The sequence below is a fragment of the Oceanobacillus aidingensis genome, from assembly GCF_042654105.1.
GTDB classification, from domain to species: Bacteria; Bacillota; Bacilli; order Bacillales; family Amphibacillaceae; genus Oceanobacillus; species Oceanobacillus oncorhynchi.
On sequence record NZ_JBHSFT010000007.1, the window covers coordinates 64622 to 82073 of the forward strand.

The 17452-nt window shown below is 39.8% G+C and carries 18 protein-coding genes and 1 riboswitch; of the genes, 9 read left to right on the top strand and 9 right to left on the bottom strand.

The window, feature by feature from the left end:
• Positions 1–163: 163 nt before the first annotated feature.
• Positions 164–496, top strand: a complete 333-nt coding sequence (gene csaA, locus ACFO3P_RS04700) for a chaperone CsaA (protein WP_042529133.1) — start codon at positions 164–166, stop codon at positions 494–496.
• 138 nt (positions 497–634) lie between these two features.
• Here csaA and ACFO3P_RS04705 read toward each other — a convergent pair whose 3' ends face one another.
• Positions 635–1870, bottom strand: coding sequence for a serpin family protein (locus ACFO3P_RS04705; protein ID WP_368900998.1), 1236 nt, complete (start codon positions 1868–1870; stop codon positions 635–637).
• A 60-nt stretch (positions 1871–1930) separates the two neighbouring features.
• Complete coding sequence (locus ACFO3P_RS04710) at positions 1931–2512, bottom strand: TetR/AcrR family transcriptional regulator (RefSeq protein WP_042529135.1); 582 nt, start codon at positions 2510–2512, stop codon at positions 1931–1933.
• A gap of 166 nt (positions 2513–2678) precedes the next feature.
• Between ACFO3P_RS04710 and ACFO3P_RS04715 the strand changes: the two genes are divergently transcribed.
• Positions 2679–3884 (top strand): MFS transporter, encoded by a 1206-nt coding sequence (locus ACFO3P_RS04715; protein WP_042529136.1) that lies wholly within the window; start codon positions 2679–2681, stop codon positions 3882–3884.
• Between the two features lie 53 nt (positions 3885–3937).
• Here ACFO3P_RS04715 and ACFO3P_RS04720 read toward each other — a convergent pair whose 3' ends face one another.
• Together ACFO3P_RS04720 and ACFO3P_RS04725 are read right to left on the bottom strand one after the other, a co-directional pair.
• On the bottom strand, positions 3938–4597 hold the full coding sequence (locus ACFO3P_RS04720) for a TerC family protein (protein ID WP_289584479.1): 660 nt from the start codon (positions 4595–4597) through the stop codon (positions 3938–3940).
• Positions 4598–4976: 379 nt separating this feature from the next.
• Positions 4977–5273, bottom strand: a complete 297-nt coding sequence (locus ACFO3P_RS04725) for a DUF2653 family protein (RefSeq protein ID WP_193064488.1) — start codon at positions 5271–5273, stop codon at positions 4977–4979.
• Positions 5274–5776: 503 nt separating this feature from the next.
• Here ACFO3P_RS04725 and ACFO3P_RS04730 point away from each other — a divergent pair.
• Positions 5777–6034 carry an AbrB/MazE/SpoVT family DNA-binding domain-containing protein gene (locus tag ACFO3P_RS04730; RefSeq protein WP_256705271.1) on the top strand — a complete coding sequence of 86 codons (258 nt, stop codon included), beginning with the start codon at positions 5777–5779 and terminating at the stop codon, positions 6032–6034.
• Between the two features lie 77 nt (positions 6035–6111).
• On the opposite strand, the gene ACFO3P_RS04735 is transcribed toward ACFO3P_RS04730, so the two are convergent.
• The 3 genes from ACFO3P_RS04735 to ACFO3P_RS04745 are packed head-to-tail and all read right to left on the bottom strand — an operon-like array spanning position 6112 to position 8125.
• A complete protein-coding gene (locus ACFO3P_RS04735; protein ID WP_289584478.1) occupies positions 6112–7146 on the bottom strand; it encodes a S66 family peptidase in 1035 nt (344 codons plus the stop codon).
• Between the two features lie 42 nt (positions 7147–7188).
• Positions 7189–7812: a hypothetical protein gene (locus tag ACFO3P_RS04740; protein ID WP_289584477.1), complete on the bottom strand. Its 624-nt coding sequence runs from the start codon at positions 7810–7812 to the stop codon at positions 7189–7191.
• Positions 7813–7867: 55 nt separating this feature from the next.
• Positions 7868–8125, bottom strand: coding sequence for a hypothetical protein (locus ACFO3P_RS04745; protein ID WP_289584475.1), 258 nt, complete (start codon positions 8123–8125; stop codon positions 7868–7870).
• A gap of 239 nt (positions 8126–8364) precedes the next feature.
• On the opposite strand from ACFO3P_RS04745, the gene ACFO3P_RS04750 reads away from it, so the two are divergent.
• A complete protein-coding gene (locus ACFO3P_RS04750) occupies positions 8365–9189 on the top strand; it encodes a helix-turn-helix transcriptional regulator (protein ID WP_289584474.1) in 825 nt (274 codons plus the stop codon).
• 99 nt (positions 9190–9288) lie between these two features.
• Here the strand turns inward: ACFO3P_RS04750 and ACFO3P_RS04755 are convergent, their stop codons facing one another.
• Entirely contained in the window at positions 9289–10350 is a 1062-nt protein-coding gene (locus ACFO3P_RS04755; RefSeq protein WP_289584473.1) for an MFS transporter, read from the bottom strand.
• 179 nt (positions 10351–10529) lie between these two features.
• A riboswitch (TPP riboswitch) is annotated at positions 10530–10633 on the top strand.
• A gap of 81 nt (positions 10634–10714) precedes the next feature.
• On the opposite strand from ACFO3P_RS04755, the gene ACFO3P_RS04760 reads away from it, so the two are divergent.
• The 3 genes from ACFO3P_RS04760 to ACFO3P_RS04770 all read left to right on the top strand — a co-directional run bounded on the left by ACFO3P_RS04760 (position 10715) and on the right by ACFO3P_RS04770 (position 13447).
• Positions 10715–11983 carry an acetylornithine deacetylase gene (locus tag ACFO3P_RS04760; protein ID WP_289584472.1) on the top strand — a complete coding sequence of 423 codons (1269 nt, stop codon included), beginning with the start codon at positions 10715–10717 and terminating at the stop codon, positions 11981–11983.
• A gap of 38 nt (positions 11984–12021) precedes the next feature.
• Positions 12022–12690, top strand: coding sequence for a thiaminase II (tenA, locus tag ACFO3P_RS04765; RefSeq protein ID WP_289584471.1), 669 nt, complete (start codon positions 12022–12024; stop codon positions 12688–12690).
• A 169-nt stretch (positions 12691–12859) separates the two neighbouring features.
• Complete coding sequence (locus ACFO3P_RS04770) at positions 12860–13447, top strand: YpjP family protein (protein ID WP_042529152.1); 588 nt, start codon at positions 12860–12862, stop codon at positions 13445–13447.
• A gap of 116 nt (positions 13448–13563) precedes the next feature.
• Here ACFO3P_RS04770 and ACFO3P_RS04775 read toward each other — a convergent pair whose 3' ends face one another.
• Positions 13564–14274, bottom strand: a complete 711-nt coding sequence (locus ACFO3P_RS04775; RefSeq protein WP_289584470.1) for an NAD-dependent protein deacylase — start codon at positions 14272–14274, stop codon at positions 13564–13566.
• Between the two features lie 157 nt (positions 14275–14431).
• On the opposite strand from ACFO3P_RS04775, the gene htpG reads away from it, so the two are divergent.
• On the top strand, positions 14432–16309 hold the full coding sequence (gene htpG, locus ACFO3P_RS04780) for a molecular chaperone HtpG (protein ID WP_289584469.1): 1878 nt from the start codon (positions 14432–14434) through the stop codon (positions 16307–16309).
• A gap of 480 nt (positions 16310–16789) precedes the next feature.
• Positions 16790–17413 carry a TetR/AcrR family transcriptional regulator gene (locus ACFO3P_RS04785; RefSeq protein WP_042529158.1) on the top strand — a complete coding sequence of 208 codons (624 nt, stop codon included), beginning with the start codon at positions 16790–16792 and terminating at the stop codon, positions 17411–17413.
• Positions 17414–17452: the final 39 nt, after the last annotated feature.

The window sequence follows — 17452 nt, forward strand, 5'->3', positions numbered from 1 at the left end:
TATAATAGAAATACGGTAAATCAGGAAAAAGGTTTCGTTTTAATAAGAAACAGCGGCTTTCCAAAGCTATATTCATTTTATCTGTTTGCTTTCAAGTATGCCTTTCCATTAAGATAGATATAATAGAAATAATTTGAAAATTTGTTCGCAGGAGGAAGATAGAATGGCAACGTTTGAAGAGTTTATGAAGATCGATTTACGTGTAGGTACGGTATTGCATGCAGAACCGCTCGAAAAGGCGCGTGTTCCGGCGATTAAATTACGGATTGATTTTGGCGAGGAGCTTGGTGAAAAGCAATCATCGGCACAAATTACAAAGCGCTATACACCAGAGGATTTGATAGGACGTCAGGTTGTTGCGGTCGTTAATTTTCCGCCGCGTCGAATTGCCGGCTTTAAATCAGAGGTGCTTGTCGTTGGCGGCGTAGAAGAAGAGGGAGATGTCGTTTTGCTTCGTCCGGATGAGCAAGTAACAAACGGGACGAAAATTTCGTGAAGCGCTAAGTTTAAAATCAAAAAAGAACTGTCCATCTATCTTGAACGGACCTTTGCAACGGTTTGTTCAAAGATGCGTGGAAAGTTCTTTTTTTCGCAGTAAACTGGCTGTGCGGATTCCACTGAATAAAGATTTATTTTATTCTTGTACCGGCTGTTCGATACTTCCCATAAATAAAATAATATCCTCTTCTGTATTGGTGATGGTGAATAGAAATGGACGGTTGATATTCATGGTAAACGTATCTTCCAATACAGCAGAAGTTTCTTCTACCTCCACTGAAGTAGCGCCGGCAGCTTCTGTTCCTTCTTCATCGACGTCGATAAATGTTTTATGAAAAATTCTGCTGATATAAGCGTCTGAAGCATCCGTTCCCTCAAACATGTTGGATAAATCAGCCTGATTCGGGTCAAAGGCCTGTTCCATGCCAAGATGAATGAAAAAGTCATTGAGCTCCGATTCATATTCCAGCGTGAAGGATGGAAGTAATACCGTTCCTATTTGCTGCTCTAACGCATCCATGCTTTCTTGCCATTTTTCCAAAGAAAAGTCTTCTCGGAAATTAGAAAAGCTCGTGTCCTCACTTGGCAGGAAAATCTGCATTTGTATGGTTTCTTCCTCTTCATAAGGCAAGGAAACAACCTGGACATTCTCATCTTCCCAATAATGTAAGTCTTTCTTATACAAAGTCATCATCGGTGTTTCTATAGTGGAGCCATCTTCTAAAGAAAATTCCTGTTCTTCTGTTAAGGTTTCATCGAAGGGATACGTCCAATCTCCTTGAAAGTAAACGGCATTAAGCAAGAATAAAATTAAATCAGGAGAAATATCATCTGCCATATGATCAATCCGGTCATTGGTCTGTTCAGCAACCCAATCATTGATGGCATCAGCAGTTGTTAAAGGGTCTATTTTTGCCTGATAATATGTTTCCAGTGCTTCTTGATACGCAGCATTTATTTCCATGTCCTCCCTGAACCATACAGCATTGGCGAGATACAGTTCTACCTCCTGATTATCTGCTGCTTGCTCCATTAACAAATCGTGGTCGGCAGAAAGCAAGGCATCCGAGTCGATGTTTTCCAGGCCAAGCACTTCTTCCATTTCTGCTTTTGTTTTCCCATCTGCGCCGTGATAGGTCATGTTCAGTGCTGTCCAAATACTGATAGGCGAAATAAATACATTACCATCCTCGTTCTTGTCTAATCCGGAGAGTGCTTCAAACCCAAGCTGGTTTAATCCTGCCTGTACGGTTTCTTTGGAAGCATCGTCTGGCGATTCTATATCGGCAGGCGATGGATTTTCTTCAGAATCAGAGGAATTGCAAGCGGTTAAAATAAGAACGATACAAAGACAAAGTAATTTTTTCATCATTTTATCAGCATCTCCTTATATGATTTTGTTAAACATATCATACATGAAAGGGGGGAACAACTATGCCTGAACCCCGCGCCAAAATACCTTCCACATCGACTCCCCATGACTTTCAATAACATCCATTTCATAATAGTTTGTTTCATACGATAGACCGTCCAATAAACCATAAAAAGCGCGAGCAGCTTCTTCTGGAGAAACTTCTTCTGTAACAGCACCATCTGCCTGTGCTTTTTTTATCTCTTCTTTAAAGGACGCCCGTGCCTGCTCCTCGCTGTCACGCAATATTTCTAAAACTTTGTCCTTTAAACCTTTAGGAGGATAAGAGGAAAAACGATTATAAAATTCAATACTGCTGTCGTGATTTGCCATGTCCTTCACATGTGCCTGGAAAGAAAGATACAATTTTTCCTGCGCTGTTTTCCCCTCATTTTTAAAGGCGGACTTCACAAAATCCACGTAATCCGCAGCGATTTTTGTGGTTACATCGAAAAATAATTCTTCTTTACTGTTGTAATGTGCGTAGAGAGAAGATTTCTGCAGGCCAACTCGATCGGCGATTTTTGTCATGGAGGTCCCATTATAGCCAAGCGTTGCAAAAAGCTCCATTCCTTCGAGTAAAATTTTTTCTTTTGTATGCATGATGATTCTCCTTTGACAAAGTAATGATGGTGAGGTAAAATTTCTCTAGAAACGAACGGTCGGTAGGTTATGTTATTTCTTATTATAAAGCATATATCCCTGCCTGTCATGTGAAAATAAACAAAACGCTTTGTTTCATCAATAAAAAAGCCGGAGGAAAGATAGTATGGAAGCACAGCCTTTATTTAAAAATCGTACGTTTGTGTTGTTGTTTGTTGCTGGGATCTTTGGTGTTGTCAGCTTCAGTATGTTTTTGACAACAACGACATGGTTTGTTATCAGTGATAGCGGATCAGCCAGCTCGTTAGGACTTGTATTAATTGCTGCAACCGTCCCGAGAATTTCGATGATGATTTTCGGAGGAGTGGTAGCGGACCGTTACAAGAAGACGACGATTATGTTTTTAGCGAATTTTGTGCAGGCTATTCTTTTGCTTGTGTTATATATACTGATAAAAAATGATGCATTATCACTTACTTTGCTTCTATTGATTGCTGCGGGATTTGGGATGCTGGATGCCTTTTTCGGGCCGGCAAGTTCATCGATGATTCCTAAGATTGTTGAGAAAAGCCAGCTGCAGCGTGCCAATGCTTTATTCCAGGGTGTCGATCAGATTTCATTTGTAGCAGGTCCGATTGTTGCCGGTGTATTAATGGAATCTATCGGTGTCGGCGGCAGTTATTTTGTAGCAATGATTTTGGCTTTGCTTTCTGCGGTCATTATTTATCCGCGCTTCATTAATGAAGGGCCGGTTTCGTTGCAGGAAAAGCAGAAGCCAATCAAAGAAATCAAGGAAGGTCTGGCGTATATTCGCAATTCAAGCTTTCTTATGACGGGGTTAGTTGTACTTATTACACTTAACTTCTTTGTGTTTGGAACATTGCATATTGCGATTCCTTTCCTGGTGGAAAGCTATGGCGGAACCCCGCTTAATCTAAGTTATATGGAAGCCAGTCTGGGGATTGGTCTGGTGGCTGGCACAGGGATACTCAGCTCTGTCTTAGTCAAGAAGAAAGGGAGGACCTCCTTATTTGGATTATTGGGAGCATTAATCGCATATGTCATTTTTGCACTTGTTCCTAATTTAACGATGCTGACAATAGTTGTGTTCTTTATCGGGTTTTCCATGTCATTTGTATTCATCCCATTCTTTACTGCTGCTCAGGAACAGGCGGAAGATTATATTATGGGAAGGGTCATGAGTATTATTTTCCTGGCTATGAATGGATTCGATCCGATTTCTTACGCCCTTGTTTCCGGGTTATCAGCTGCTAATATCCCAATTCAAGCTATTCTGCTTGGTTTTGGAATGCTTGGCTTGATTATTACAGCAGTGTTATTTACAAAAGCAAAAACCTACAAAAGCATTTAAATCTGCAGAGTTAAAAACCTCTTATGTGACGTTAAGGCCCATAAGAGGTTTTTTTATACCGTCATTTCTAATTGATTTCTGCGCCATTTCCCAATAAAAAGAACGGCAAGGGTAAGAATGTTAAGGAAGATAAGCTGTCCATATTTCAGCGAAGCAAAAAGGTGCTGTACCAATGCTTCTTCTAACAGCATTTTTCCGGCTGTCCAGGCAAGCAGGCCGGCACCAATGTAAATGATAATCGGAAATTTCTCAATGAGCTTCAAAATCAATTCACTGGCTGTTAAGATAATCGGGATGCTTAAAATAATCCCGGCAATAATCAGAAGTAAATCACTATCAGCAATGGCGGCGATGGCTAGTACATTATCCAAGCTCATAATCACATCAGCAAAGATAATAATCGTAATGGCTTCCCGCAGGGAATTCCCGCTTTTCATCTGGCTGTGGTCCTGCTTATCCACCAGTAATTTATATGCTACATACAATAGGAGACATCCGCCAATTAATTGGATAAAAGGAAGCTGCAGCAGGTAAATCATAATAAATACAAAGAGAATCCGAAGTGCGATTGCGCCGAACGTTCCCCAGCGAATAGCGCGTGCCTGAAGATGTTCCGGAAGATTCCGGCTCGCCATTGCAATGACAATCGCGTTATCTCCACTCAGTAAAATATTAATCAGGAGAATCTGTCCGATGGTCTGTATAAACTCCAACATATCTCTCCTTTCCTCATCAAGTCATTGGTTAAGTATATGAGCTTGTACGAGAAATCAGAACAGGCGGGAGGAAAAAATGGAGCAGAAAACAAATAGAACAATAATTCTCTTTTACAGAGGATTCATTATCAAACTCAAAATCCTTATTTTCTTCATTCATAAAGAAAATAAGGATTTTTTGGCTATTATGTACATACATGTTTAGAAACGTTTCTTAAGCTTTTTAAACCATCTTAAAAGAAGTGTTCATCCAGTTAAAAATAAAATAATGAAAATAAATACGCTATTCATAGAAGCGGAGGCTACTGCTCCTGTATCTTCAAAAATATGTAAAGAAACTTAAAAATGAAAAATAGGATGAAAGCTTTGTGAACTATTAACTATTGTATCGAAGACGTGCATAAATGCCGTTTCGTCTGTCTAAATCCAATTTTAAGCCTGCATACGGATCGGCGTGGAGATTTTCTTTGATCCATTTTCTTAATGCAGCAATAATTTGCTTGGTCATCCATTCCTGTTTTCCAGATGATGTCACGACTTCTGCTGAAAATCCAGTGTAATCATCATAAAATAACTCTACTTGGACGTCATCTGCACTCATTTTCTGTTCTTCAGCAATGTACATACATATAGCAAGCACAATATCCTCTTCAGGAATAATAAGTTTTTGCATACCTCAAATTCCTCCTGCATATGGTTGGAAGCTTATTTTCAGCTTCCAGTAATGATGCTTACTCTATTCTACTACAAACTCCCTATTTGCATGAAGTAAGAAGTAGTTATAGGGGCATAAACTTTCCCTGGCTTCTTTTCGACCGTTTCTTTTTCCGTCCAGGTAAGTTGTAAATCTTTTTGGAAAAAGAAAAATGCGGGTGAAAGAGCTTACTTTTTACTTTGTGTAACAAACGTTTCTAAAAAGGATTATATGGATAGTATATCACTGTCTCAATTGATTTAATAATAAGAGCGACTTCAAATCTGCTACAGCTTATATAAAACGCAGTATATTTTAACCAATCACCGTTTCTCACCGTATTTATGGATAGTGATATCGATTACTGCTGCCGCTTTTTCACACTGTTAATAAGTTCCTTTGTTGTTTATACATTTCCAAAAAAGGGTAGAGGGGATGATATAGACAGTTATCTTAAGAAATATAAAAAAGGAGCGTGCAGAATGAAAAGCACTGGTATCGTTAGAAAAGTGGACGAACTGGGCCGGATTGTTATACCTAAGGAATTGCGAAGAAGTTTGAACATACAAGAGCGGGATCCGATGGAAATATTCGTAGAGGAAGACCGAATTATCATACGGAAATACGAAGCTGAAAAGACTTGTTTTATCACAGGAGAAGTCAATGATGATAATATACAGCTGCCAGGCGGATTATATGTAAGTCAAAAAGGAAAAGAAATTCTTAAAGAATATCTTTGATGTGAAACAGAAAGATTGAAACGGAAGGGAGACGCAATATGTCTCCTTTTATTTTTGGCAAAGAAAAGCAGCCGGATTTAATCTGTCACAGCTGCTTCCAAAATTGAAAAGGATACCTGATTACAATCAATTCGTGCTAATCTTCCATATGGAATGGGCGTTTTTGGTTCGGTATGTCCAAAAGAAACCCCATATAACACTGGGAGGTCATTCAGCCCGTTTTCTGCTAAAACAGATAGAATAACTTCCTTGTACGCCTCGTAATGTACTTCCCCATAAGGCTTGGCAACAATCATTCCATTCGCTTGGTGTAGAATCCCCTGAGCGGCATAATTTCGAAGCCATCTTTTAATTAATTCTGGATCCGTTTTTTCCTCTGATGTTTCAAAAAAGAGAATGCTGTTTTGCCATGCTTCCTGCTGCGGCCAAATGGCTGTTCCTTTAGCAAATTCAAGTACTTCGATACAGCCGCCGATGAGGTTCCCTTTTGCGATACCGTTTCCTTGCAGCAGTTCGTAACCCTGATTAGGGTGCATTGTTCTGGCAATAGACTTATTGGAAATATCCCACTCTAAAAATTCACTTGTCCACTTTTCCGGTGCAGGGATGCCGCCGACCGCTTCTGCTTCAAAAAGCATGCTTTGAATGGCTTGCACCGTATAATCATCCATCGCCACATTTTCTGCAAAATCTGTCATGATTGCTGGTCCGTAGAAGGAGGATAAACCAGCATGGAAGCAGAATAAATGAGCAATCGTCGTATCAGAAAATCCCATGAAAATCTTTGGATTTTGACGGATAATCTCAAAATCGATATAGGGAAGCAGACGAATACTGTCATCACCGCCAATATTAGAGATAATCGCTTTGATTTCAGGGTCTTTGAATGCAGTCATTAAATCTTCGGCCCGTGCCTCGGGATGTTCATCTATATAAGTTTGTCCTTTTAAGCTGTTAGGCATTGGAACGACTTCAAGCCCAAACACGCTCTCTAAGCGTTCCACACCCTGCTGGTAGCGCCAGCTTAAGGAGGGCTCACCTGCTCCGCCCCAGGAGAGGCTGACAGTCGCTGCCTTATCTCCTGGAGATAATTTTGCCGGCTGCATAAGCATAAGAAATACTCCTCTCTGAAAATGGTATATCTTATGTATTCGTTATTTATTGGAGAAATCCTTTTTCTGTTTCCTATAAAAAGAGCCTGTTTTCTTCTTTCTTCGCATTAAAACAGCTGAATATATTAATAAAGCCGTAACGATGAGAACGCAACTATAAATAATCAAGCTGGATCCGAAAAAATCTCTAAATTTAGTCCCTGCTATGTGTGCTTTATAAGGCTGTCCTTCAGGATATTGAACATCAATGACATGGTTAGCCTGAGAAAATATACGAGAAGATACTTCTTTGGAAGACATAACCTCCTTGTTTATGTCTTCTGCGTAGAAAGATAAATGCAAATAGTATGAACTTGTGCTATAGCGTCCGGCATTATAGTCATATTCCCTATCCGAAATATAGGCTTCGGTTTCTATTTGGTCTCCGCTATGGGACTGCACAATACTAACGATAGATTTTCCCATAAAGACATATGCCATTAAAAATACCAAGCAAATGATTCCCAATAGAGAAAAGAGAAACAGTGAAGCTGCTTTATCGTCTAATTTTTTTAGCAGTGGTATATGTTCGAGATTATAAGCAATGAAACCGAATGGGTAGATACTAAAGACGACGATGACAATAAGATGCTCGATAATCTGTGATTTTTTATCCTTATCTGTCATATAAGAATCGTTCTTCCTAATTGTATCCCCGGCATTAAGCTGTTCAAATTCCTTTTTACTTATTAAGGAAGTTTCTTGAGTAGACATCTTCTGAGTTAATTGCGATAATGCTTCCTCTTCTAACATAGTATTTCAATTTACCGAATAAATCACTGGATACCGTTTTACCAACAACAGTAACCTCCTTTTCGTGTCCACCTTTATCTTGTAACAGCTGATACAGATTCTTTGATTCATCGACTATGCCTGTAACTAAGACGCAGAAAATAAAAATCCCAATTGCATACGCACCTATTTTTTTTAATCGTTCCATGTGTCCCATCCTTATCTTGCGGGGTTCCAAAATGCATTGTAGCATTTTAAGATTAAAAAGTATTTGCTGCAGGATTATTTTTCCTGTGTGAAAATTTTACTATTTCAATTTATACAATGCTTAGGGGAATTTGAACAGCATTTTAAAATCATGAAGGCTGTTCATATGATAGAATTTAAATATCCTTAAGAATATTAATGATTTATTACAGAAATAAGCAAAATAAGGAAGGGAAATCGATGAATAAAATACTTTCAACGGATCAAGGCCTATTCTTATTTAAAACGGAATTTGAACAGGAAAGTATCCGGCGGTCAGATAATTGTTATAAATTCATTTACTCGCTTGGCGGAGACATGACATATCAGCTGCCTCATCAGGATTTGACTTTTCATGCGGATCAAATGCTGCTTTTGAATCCTTATGACCCCCATCGGCAATTAGAGGTAGCGCATCATAAATTTTTAATCGAATTAAATCCAGGATTGATAAATCAAGCTGCCAAAAATTTGATGAATCATCATTCAGCAGATATTCAATTTGCACAAATGCCGCAGCAATCGCTGCAAATAAAGAAGTGGGTGGCATTTATTCTGGATTATATTGATGTAAGTAATGGGGTAATGGATGCGAGTATGAAGGTATTCCTTGATAACAGCTTTACGCAGTTAGCAATCCTTCTGATGAAAGGAAGTGTAAACAGTTATTATCAGGATGTTCAGCCGGAAGCATACACTGCTGCAGGTTTCCCAATTTATAAAGTGCTGGAGGCAATGAAGGAAAGTTATACATCTAACTGGACATTAGATGATATGGCTGCAATTGCCCAGTTAGATAAGTACCGGCTCTCACATGTATTTAAAGAGAAGGTGGGTGTTTCGCCATTTTCATGGCTGCAAATCTATCGTATTCAACGCAGTTTGGATAAACTGCAATTTACCGATACGACGATATTGCAGGTTGCGATGGATTCGGGATTTTCTTCTGTTTCTGTCTATAATCGTCTATTCAAGAAACTGTATGGTATGAGGCCAAGCTATTTTCGCAGGTTAAGCAATACATAAACTCCAGCCAGAATCATCATACATGCCCCGCAGATGATAAAAATCAGGTGTATGGAGACCCAATAAGATACAAGTCCGAAGAAACCTAAAGAAATAAAATTAGAAAAATAAAGCAGGACGGCATTGAAACTGAAACCTCTTCCCAGCATGTCTGGCGGAATATACTTTTGCAGTAACCCTGGATAATCCAGACAGCGGCAATCCGACTGCTACCCAGATAATTCCCAAAAAAAGCAGGGGGACAGCTGGTAAACCTCCTAAGAATAAAATGCCTGTCCCCCAGATAAGGGAGCTGAGAAGGTAGGTTTTTAGCGTAAATTGTTTAAAGATATAGGGAATAATCAGATTCACAATAATAACAATAATTCCAAACCATCCTGTTACAACGCTGTACCATACTTCTGCATTCGCCATCGTTTCTTGTAACAGTAATAACAGCCCAACCTGCCAAACCCAGGTGTTAAAGAAAACAATAAAAGCTGTCATCTCAAATAAGGAACGGATGGTTTTATGAGAACGGAGCCATATAGCAAATTCCCGGATGGCTGTGAATATATTAAAATGCTTTTTATCTGTCTGCTCTTCCTTTAAGGGAATGAATGATAGAAAAAGCGCGCTCAATAGATAGCTGAGTGCATCCAGCGTGAAAAAGTGGATTACACCAATGGTATTCATGAAGATAATGCTGAAAACAGGTCCTAAAACAGTCATACCCCTTGTAACAGTGTCCGTTAAACTATTTACTGCGGGCCTCTCCCTTTCACTCGTGATAAGCGGGATGATTGCCCGATGCGCCGGATTATATAAGCATCCGCATAAATGAATCAAGATGCTTACAATAATTAGATGCCAGTAAGCAAGCTGATTGGAGAAGTCTAACAAAACTAACCCGATGAGAAGTGGAGAACGAAATAAATCGATACGAATTAACCATTTCATTTTAGAAATCCAGTCAGCAATAACTCCTCCAATCAATCCGAACAGCAGATAAGGAGCAACTTGAGCGATAGCAATCCCTGTGGTATACGCATTAGAAGCAGTTAAATCATAAGCAAGAAATAAAAGAGCCATGCCAGTCATCACATTCCCCAAATTGGAACTGGCAGTAGCAAGCAGATAGTTTCGGACACGTTTATTTTTTTTTATGATAGTTATGTACACTAGCTGTAACCTCCTTTGTAAGAAGGTTACAACGTATTCTGGATTTCATCTGTATTGATATTGCGCAAAAAAACAGCAATATGTATGCAGACAAGCGGGTATAGAATCATCCTTTCTTAAATTCTGCTTTACGCTTACAAATTCGTATGGTAATCTAAAAGGGATAAATACATACGCAATGGATCCACTAGGGGTGCTTATTAAGCTGAGAGAGGCATATTGTCTTGACCCTTACCAACCTGATCTAGTTCGTACTAGCGGAGGGAAGTGGGCGGATATGCCTTTAGGCAAATGAACCAAACTTTTCTGCCGCTCTCTAAATCAGGAGGCGGTTTTTTTTGCGTGCTGAAAAGGAGGTTTTTGAATGGAGAGGGTAATTCAGGAGATTCGAAATCGAGAAGACGAATTAATAGCGCTTGTCAGTGATTTGATTCGTTTTGAAACACCAGCCCCGCCTGCAAGAAATACAGAGGCTATCCAAGCTTACATTGCGAACTACTTGAAGGAAATGAATTTTGAAACAGAACAATGGGAGGTTTATCCCGGTGACCCGAATGTCGTCGGCTGTTTACGTGGAACTGCTTCCGATACATACAACAGCTTGATTCTTAATGGGCATGTGGATGTCGCTTCTATAGAGGAAGGTGAAAACTGGAAGCATGCGCCATTTCAGCCAGCAGTGGAAGGACGTACATTATTTGGGCGGGGTGCAGCAGATATGAAAGGCGGTCTGGCAGCGTGTTTATTTGCGATGCGCATATTGCATGACCACCAGATTCGCCTTGGCGGGGATGTTATTCTGCAGTCCGTCATTGGGGAAGAGGTTGGGGAAGCAGGGACGAAGCAATGTGGAGAACGCGGGTATACAGCGGATTATGCCATCGTTGCAGATACAAGTCATTGTGAAATACATGGGCAAGGAGGCGTTATTACCGGCTGGATCACAGTGAAAAGTCCAATCACGCACCATGATGGTACACGTCGCCAGCTCATTCATGCAGGCGGCGGGATGAAAGGAGCCAGCGCCATTGAAAAGATGAATAAGCTCCTTATTGCGTTGCAGGAGCTGGAGCGACATTGGGCAGTGACCAAATCCTATCCAGGCTTTCCCCCAGGAACCAATACCATCAACCCGGCAGTGATTGAAGGAGGCAGACATGCTGCTTTTATTGCTGATGAATGCCGCCTATGGATTACCGTTCATTATTATCCCGATGAGACTTCTGAGCAGGTTGCTGCAGAAATTGAGTCCCATTTACGCAAGACGGCTGAAGCGGATGTCTGGATGCGGGATAATCCACCCGCCTTTGAATGGGGAGGCGAATCGATGATTGTGGATCGCGGTGAAATTTTCCCGTCTTTCTCCGTAGATAAAGAACATGCTGCTTTTGCGATGTTACAGGAGAGTCATAGCAAAGCTTTTGGCGAGGAAGCGAAAGTCCGAATGTCTGAAACAGTAACTGATGGCGGCTGGCTTGCAGCATACGGGATTCCGACGGTCTGCTATGGACCTGGTGAATTGAAGCACGCCCATGCCGTGGATGAGCAGGTAAACATCGACGAGTTAGTAGATTATACAGTGTCCCTGCTGCAATTTATTTTGAAATGGTGTCAAACAGAAAAACAGAAATAAGGCATTTATAAAAATGATGGAAAAGGGAGCGCATATACATGAAATTTACAGAACGTATTCGCAAGACAGCAGATTCGATTTGGGAGAAAAGCCACCAGCATCCATTTGTACAGGGGATTGGTAATGGAACACTCGATATGGAGTCATTTAAATTCTACATGTGTCAGGATTACAAGTATTTGATAGAGTACTCAAAAGTAATTGCGATGGGAACGGTGCTTGCAAAAGATTTAGATACCATGTCCGGCTTTGCTAAATCGCTGGATGAAACCCTGAATTTCGAAATGGAGCTTCATCGTCAGTATGCCGAGCGTCTCGGTATTTCCAGGGAGGAACTAGAATCTACGGTTCCAGGGCCTGTAACGCTGGCCTACAGCAGTAATATGATTGCAGAGGCACAGAAAGGTTCTTTAGCAACATTGATTGCAGCGATTCTGCCGTGTGCCTGGAGTTATTATGAAATTGGTCTGGAGCTGGCAAAAAAGCCGGGTGCGCTGGAGCATGAACAGTATGGGGAATGGGTGAAAATGTACAGCTCGGATGAATTTGGCTCCATTGGCAAGTGGCTGATTGAAAAATTAGACGAGCTTGCGGAAGGCTGTTCGGAAGCAGAACTGGATCATTTAGAAGCTATTTTTCTGAATACGAGCCGCTATGAATATATGTTTTGGGATATGGCATATAAGCGTGAGGGCTGGCCGGTATAAGGTAAAATCACCCTATATGATTTCTTGAGTTGTAAAAAAATGTATAAACAGAATGTTCCGTATAACAAATTATTTTCTTCCAATATTCAAAAAAGTAGAATGGTTGGATAGACAAGAAATGGATTCATGGTAAAATAAAGAAAACGGATACGGAAAATGGGTGAAGCAGATGAAGCTCTGGTGGAGAAAAATAGCAGTCGTATTTATAACAATTTTAACATTGGGTATCTATACGCCAACAAATCTTTTGGAAGTCGACGCCAATAAGCGGGATGACAGCAGTGTGTCTTCTTCATCGGATCTCGAAACAACATCTGTTATCGAGGAAACCACCCAATCATACAATGTAGAAGATCCAAGGGAAGCTTTTCTTGGCCACCTTCATGAAGAGGCGAAAAAATTGAGTATCGAAAAATTTGGAACGAGGATCGCGGGGAAGGTTGAGGATGAATTTTCTGCTATGATTTTACCGCAGATGGAATTGGTGCTGTCTGATCTTGTCGAGCATTCTGACATATATAAGGATATAGCGATTACCGAAAAACCTTCAGACGGCTATGGAGAGCGGATTTTCAATGTTTCCAATAACAGCACCAGCAAAACATTGGCAAAGTTTCATGTCCGCCGGGAAAACCGGCCATTGGAAGGGTATTATTTTAATTTTCATTACCATTTAAGTGAGGATGGATTCCAAAAGCATTATCATATCGGGGATATTTATTGGAATAAGAATACACCGCCTAAATGGATGGCCTAAGACCGAAATTTGGGGCTGCGGTTACTCGCCCCGCTTAAAACATTTGCCGCCATATTTATTTTAATCCATCAAGAAAGGCAAGGAAGCGTGCAGCGCTTCCTTGCCTTTTATCTGTTTTATAATAATTGATCCGTTTCTTCTAAATAAGCCCCAATCTTCCGGTCAAAAACAACTTCATCTGCAAACTCATCTAATGGTGTTTTCTCCTGGTTGACAATGACAAGTTTGGCGCCGCTTTGTTTTGCGATTTCCGGGAATTGGTTGGCTGGCGTAACCGATAGAGAGGAACCTAGCACGATAAATAAATCGGCTTTCTTTGCATGCTCAAACGCAGCAGAAAAGGCATCCTCAGGGAGCATTTCCCCAAATAATACAATAGAAGGTCTGAGTATTCCGCCGCAGGAACAGTGATAGTCTTCATTTAAATAAGCAGAACTGTCGTAGATTTTCCCGCAGCTTTGGCAATGCAGCTCTTGCAGGGTTCCATGAAGCTCATGAACGTGTCTGCTGCCTGCAGCCTGATGAAAACCGTCCACATTTTGGGTAATAATCGATTGGATCAGTCCATTATTTTCCCAATCGGCAAGAATGTGATGTCCTTTATGCGGACCAACTTCTTTGACGCCCAGGACGCGCTCCCGATAAAATTCGATAAAATCCTCTACGTGATGATTTAAAGCATCTACACTTGCGATTTTGCTTGGGTCTTTCTTTCTCCAAAGTCCCCGGTTTGTGGAACGAAAGTCAGGCAGCCCACTCTCTGTAGACATTCCTGCGCCAGTGAAAACGACGGTATGTTTGGAATCTTTTAACCATTCATGAAGCATCGAGACCCCTCCTCTTCTATATATTTTCTATTATACATGTTGTTTAGGCTATATGCGACTAATATTGACAGTTAAAATAGAATATGGTATTCATGTAATAGAGGTTTAGCACTCTGTGAGAGAGAGTGCTAAAAACAGAAAAAGGAGAGAGCGCATTATGGCAAAGCACGAGTTTAAAGCAGAATCACAGAAATTATTAGATATGGTCATCCACTCCATTTATTCACAACGGGAGATTTTCTTGCGTGAATTAATCTCTAACGCAAGTGATGCTATTGACAAGATTTATTATAAAGCATTAACGGATGATGCTTTAACATTCGATCAAAGCAATTACTATATCAAACTGATTCCTAATAAAGAAAAACGTACGTTGACTGTAGTAGATACGGGAATTGGAATGACAAAGGAAGAGCTGGAAGATAACCTCGGTGTGATTGCTAAGAGTGGTTCACATACGTTTAAATCAGAAAATGAAATTAAAGACGGCCATGATATTATTGGTCAATTTGGTGTCGGCTTTTATGCAGCGTTTATGGTTGCGGATAAAGTGACCGTATTAACAAAATCGATTGACAGTGAAGAAGGATATCAATGGGTTTCACAGGGATCAGACGGCTATACGATTACGCCGATTGACCGCGAAGAAGTTGGCACAGAGATTATCCTTGAAATAAAAGAAAACGAAGAAGAAGACAATTATGATACGTTTTTAGAAGAAGCTACTTTAAAACAAATCGTCAAGAAATACTCTGACTTTATCCGCTATCCAATTAAAATGGATGTTACGGAAAGCAAGTTAAAAGAAGGAACAGAAGATGAGTATGAGGATGTAATTGAAGAGCAGACGCTGAACACAATGGTTCCTATTTGGAAGAAAAATAAGAGCGAATTAACAGACGAAGAATATACCAATTTCTATCAGGAGAAACGGTACGGATTTGATCAGCCGTTGCGCCATATTCATATCAATGTAGATGGAGCAGTCCGTTATAATGCAATTCTATTTATTCCAGAGCAAACGCCGTTTAATTATTACTCCAGGGAGTACGAAAAAGGCTTAGAGCTTTATTCAAACGGTGTTTTGATTATGGAAAAATGTGCAGATTTACTGCCTGATTACTTCAGCTTTGTAAAAGGAATGGTCGACTCAGAAGATTTATCCTTAAATATTTCCAGGGAAATGCTACAGCATGACCGTCAGCTGAAAATCATTGCGAAAAATATTCATAAGAAAATAAAACAGCAGCTGTTAAGCCTGCTTCGCGATGAACGTGAAAAATATGAAACATTCTTTAAAGCATTCGGTCAGCAAATCAAATTTGGCGTGTACAGTGATTTCGGCCAGCATAAAGAAGAACTGCAAGACTTGCTTCTATTCTATTCTTCTACAGAGAAAAAGCTGGTAACGTTAGAGGAATATGTATCACGTATGCCGGAAGACCAAAAATATATCTATTATGCTTCTGGAGATTCCAATGAGCGTATTGAAAAGCTTCCGCAAACGGAAATTGTTGCAGATAAAGGCTATGAAATTCTTTATTTCACAGATGAAGTGGATGAATTTGCGATTAAAATGCTGATGCAATATCAGGATAAGGAATTCCGTTCCGTTTCCAGCGGTGATTTAGGAATTGAAGCCGATGAAAAAGAGGAAGAGAAGGAAGAAACAGAAAGTCATAATGAGCTGTTTACAGCAATGAAAGAGGTGCTTGGTGATAAAGTGAAGGATGTTCGGGCTTCCAAGCGTCTGAAATCCCATCCGGTCGTGCTTTCTGCAGATGGTGATATTTCTCTGGAAATGGAGAAAATTATTAATGCGATGCCGGATAATCAGCAGATTCAGGCAGATAAAGTGCTGGAAATCAATGTAGACCACAGTATTTTTAAAGCACTCGAAGCAGCGCAGGGGAATGATCAGGATAAACTAGCGTTATATACCAACCTGCTTTACAATCAGGCGTTATTGATTGAAGGGCTGCCGATTGAAGATCCAGTGGCATTTACGAATGATATGAGTAAGATTATGGTTTGATGAAAAAGCATCGTGTGGAAGGCATAGCCTTCTATGCGGTGTTCTTTTGTTTAAAGGATAGTGAATTTTATTAATTTTGATACAGATAGCAATAAAACCTATCTAGCGTAGTGTTTTTCCGGAGCGGCTATTTTCAGCTATCTTTATAAACATTCTTATTTTTTAAGCTGATAACTTTTAGAAATTTTCCTATCTTGTTTAATTTTTAAGGTTATGAAATAGCATAGTGAAGGAATACAATGATTAGGTCGGCAGTTAAATGAAGCTGGGAAAGAAGCATTTTTAACTAAAGGTGTTTAGCAGAGGGAGGAAAAGTGTACACTAATGAAAAAGCAATCGTTTGCCTGCCATAGAATCGTCACATTTCATAAAAAAAGTGACACGATGTCATAAAAATAATTGACTTATGACATCGTGTCACTTAATATAGAATTATAGGACATGACATTGTGTCACAATAGGTTATGGAGGAGCAAGAATATGCCTACATCAACATTTTTTAATTTAAACGATTCCAAACGGGCAAAATTATTGCAAGCGGTTGAAAAAGAATTTGCAAGAGCACCGTTATCGCAGGCCTCCATTGCGAATATTGTAAAGCTTGCAGGTGTTTCAAGAGGAAGTTTTTATCAATATTTTGACGGCAAAGAAGATGCTTTTTATTATTTATTAAAGCTTCATACAGATAAACGCCGTGCTTATTTTTTAAGCCTGCTGCGTGAAACAGATGGAGATTTGATGGCTTCCATGGATAAGGTTTTTCGGGTAACACTGATAGAGCTGTCAGAAGAGAAGCATTTGCAGTTTTTAAAGAATGCCGTATTGAATGTGACACATGAAGTGGAGGATTCATTTACAGAGTTATTCCTAGGAAAGCATAATGAAGTAGATGCAATGAATCAAGTAAAAGATTTAGTTGATTTTAATAAACTGAATATTGATAGTAAACAAGAGTTTTTCCATGTTATGCAGATTTTAACGTCTGTTACATTTCGAAATATTGTGGATCAGCTATCCAGGAATCTTTCTCGTGAAGAAGCTCTAGAGAATTTTCGTATTGAAATGGATCTGTTAAGCAAAGGTTTATCAAGTGCTGACAGGTAAGTATAGAACTTTTCTGATGGTAAGAAGAAAGAAACTATA

Excerpts from the sequence above, each read along its gene's own strand:
- ACFO3P_RS04785 (WP_042529158.1), top strand. The coding sequence starts at position 16,790 with ATGCCTACATCAACATTTTTTAATTTAAACGATTCCAAACGGGCAAAA.
- ACFO3P_RS04775 (WP_289584470.1), bottom strand. The coding sequence starts at position 14,274 with ATGCTTCATGAATGGTTAAAAGATTCCAAACATACCGTCGTTTTCACT.
- ACFO3P_RS04715 (WP_042529136.1), top strand. The coding sequence starts at position 2,679 with ATGGAAGCACAGCCTTTATTTAAAAATCGTACGTTTGTGTTGTTGTTT.
- ACFO3P_RS04770 (WP_042529152.1), top strand. The coding sequence starts at position 12,860 with ATGAAGCTCTGGTGGAGAAAAATAGCAGTCGTATTTATAACAATTTTA.
- htpG (WP_289584469.1), top strand. The coding sequence starts at position 14,432 with ATGGCAAAGCACGAGTTTAAAGCAGAATCACAGAAATTATTAGATATG.
- ACFO3P_RS04745 (WP_289584475.1), bottom strand. The coding sequence starts at position 8,125 with ATGGAACGATTAAAAAAAATAGGTGCGTATGCAATTGGGATTTTTATT.
- ACFO3P_RS04735 (WP_289584478.1), bottom strand. The coding sequence starts at position 7,146 with ATGCTTATGCAGCCGGCAAAATTATCTCCAGGAGATAAGGCAGCGACT.
- csaA (WP_042529133.1), top strand. The coding sequence starts at position 164 with ATGGCAACGTTTGAAGAGTTTATGAAGATCGATTTACGTGTAGGTACG.
- tenA (WP_289584471.1), top strand. The coding sequence starts at position 12,022 with ATGAAATTTACAGAACGTATTCGCAAGACAGCAGATTCGATTTGGGAG.
- ACFO3P_RS04760 (WP_289584472.1), top strand. The coding sequence starts at position 10,715 with ATGGAGAGGGTAATTCAGGAGATTCGAAATCGAGAAGACGAATTAATA.
- ACFO3P_RS04705 (WP_368900998.1), bottom strand. The coding sequence starts at position 1,870 with ATGATGAAAAAATTACTTTGTCTTTGTATCGTTCTTATTTTAACCGCT.
- ACFO3P_RS04730 (WP_256705271.1), top strand. The coding sequence starts at position 5,777 with ATGAAAAGCACTGGTATCGTTAGAAAAGTGGACGAACTGGGCCGGATT.
- ACFO3P_RS04740 (WP_289584477.1), bottom strand. The coding sequence starts at position 7,812 with ATGACAGATAAGGATAAAAAATCACAGATTATCGAGCATCTTATTGTC.
- ACFO3P_RS04725 (WP_193064488.1), bottom strand. The coding sequence starts at position 5,273 with ATGCAAAAACTTATTATTCCTGAAGAGGATATTGTGCTTGCTATATGT.
- ACFO3P_RS04750 (WP_289584474.1), top strand. The coding sequence starts at position 8,365 with ATGAATAAAATACTTTCAACGGATCAAGGCCTATTCTTATTTAAAACG.
- ACFO3P_RS04710 (WP_042529135.1), bottom strand. The coding sequence starts at position 2,512 with ATGCATACAAAAGAAAAAATTTTACTCGAAGGAATGGAGCTTTTTGCA.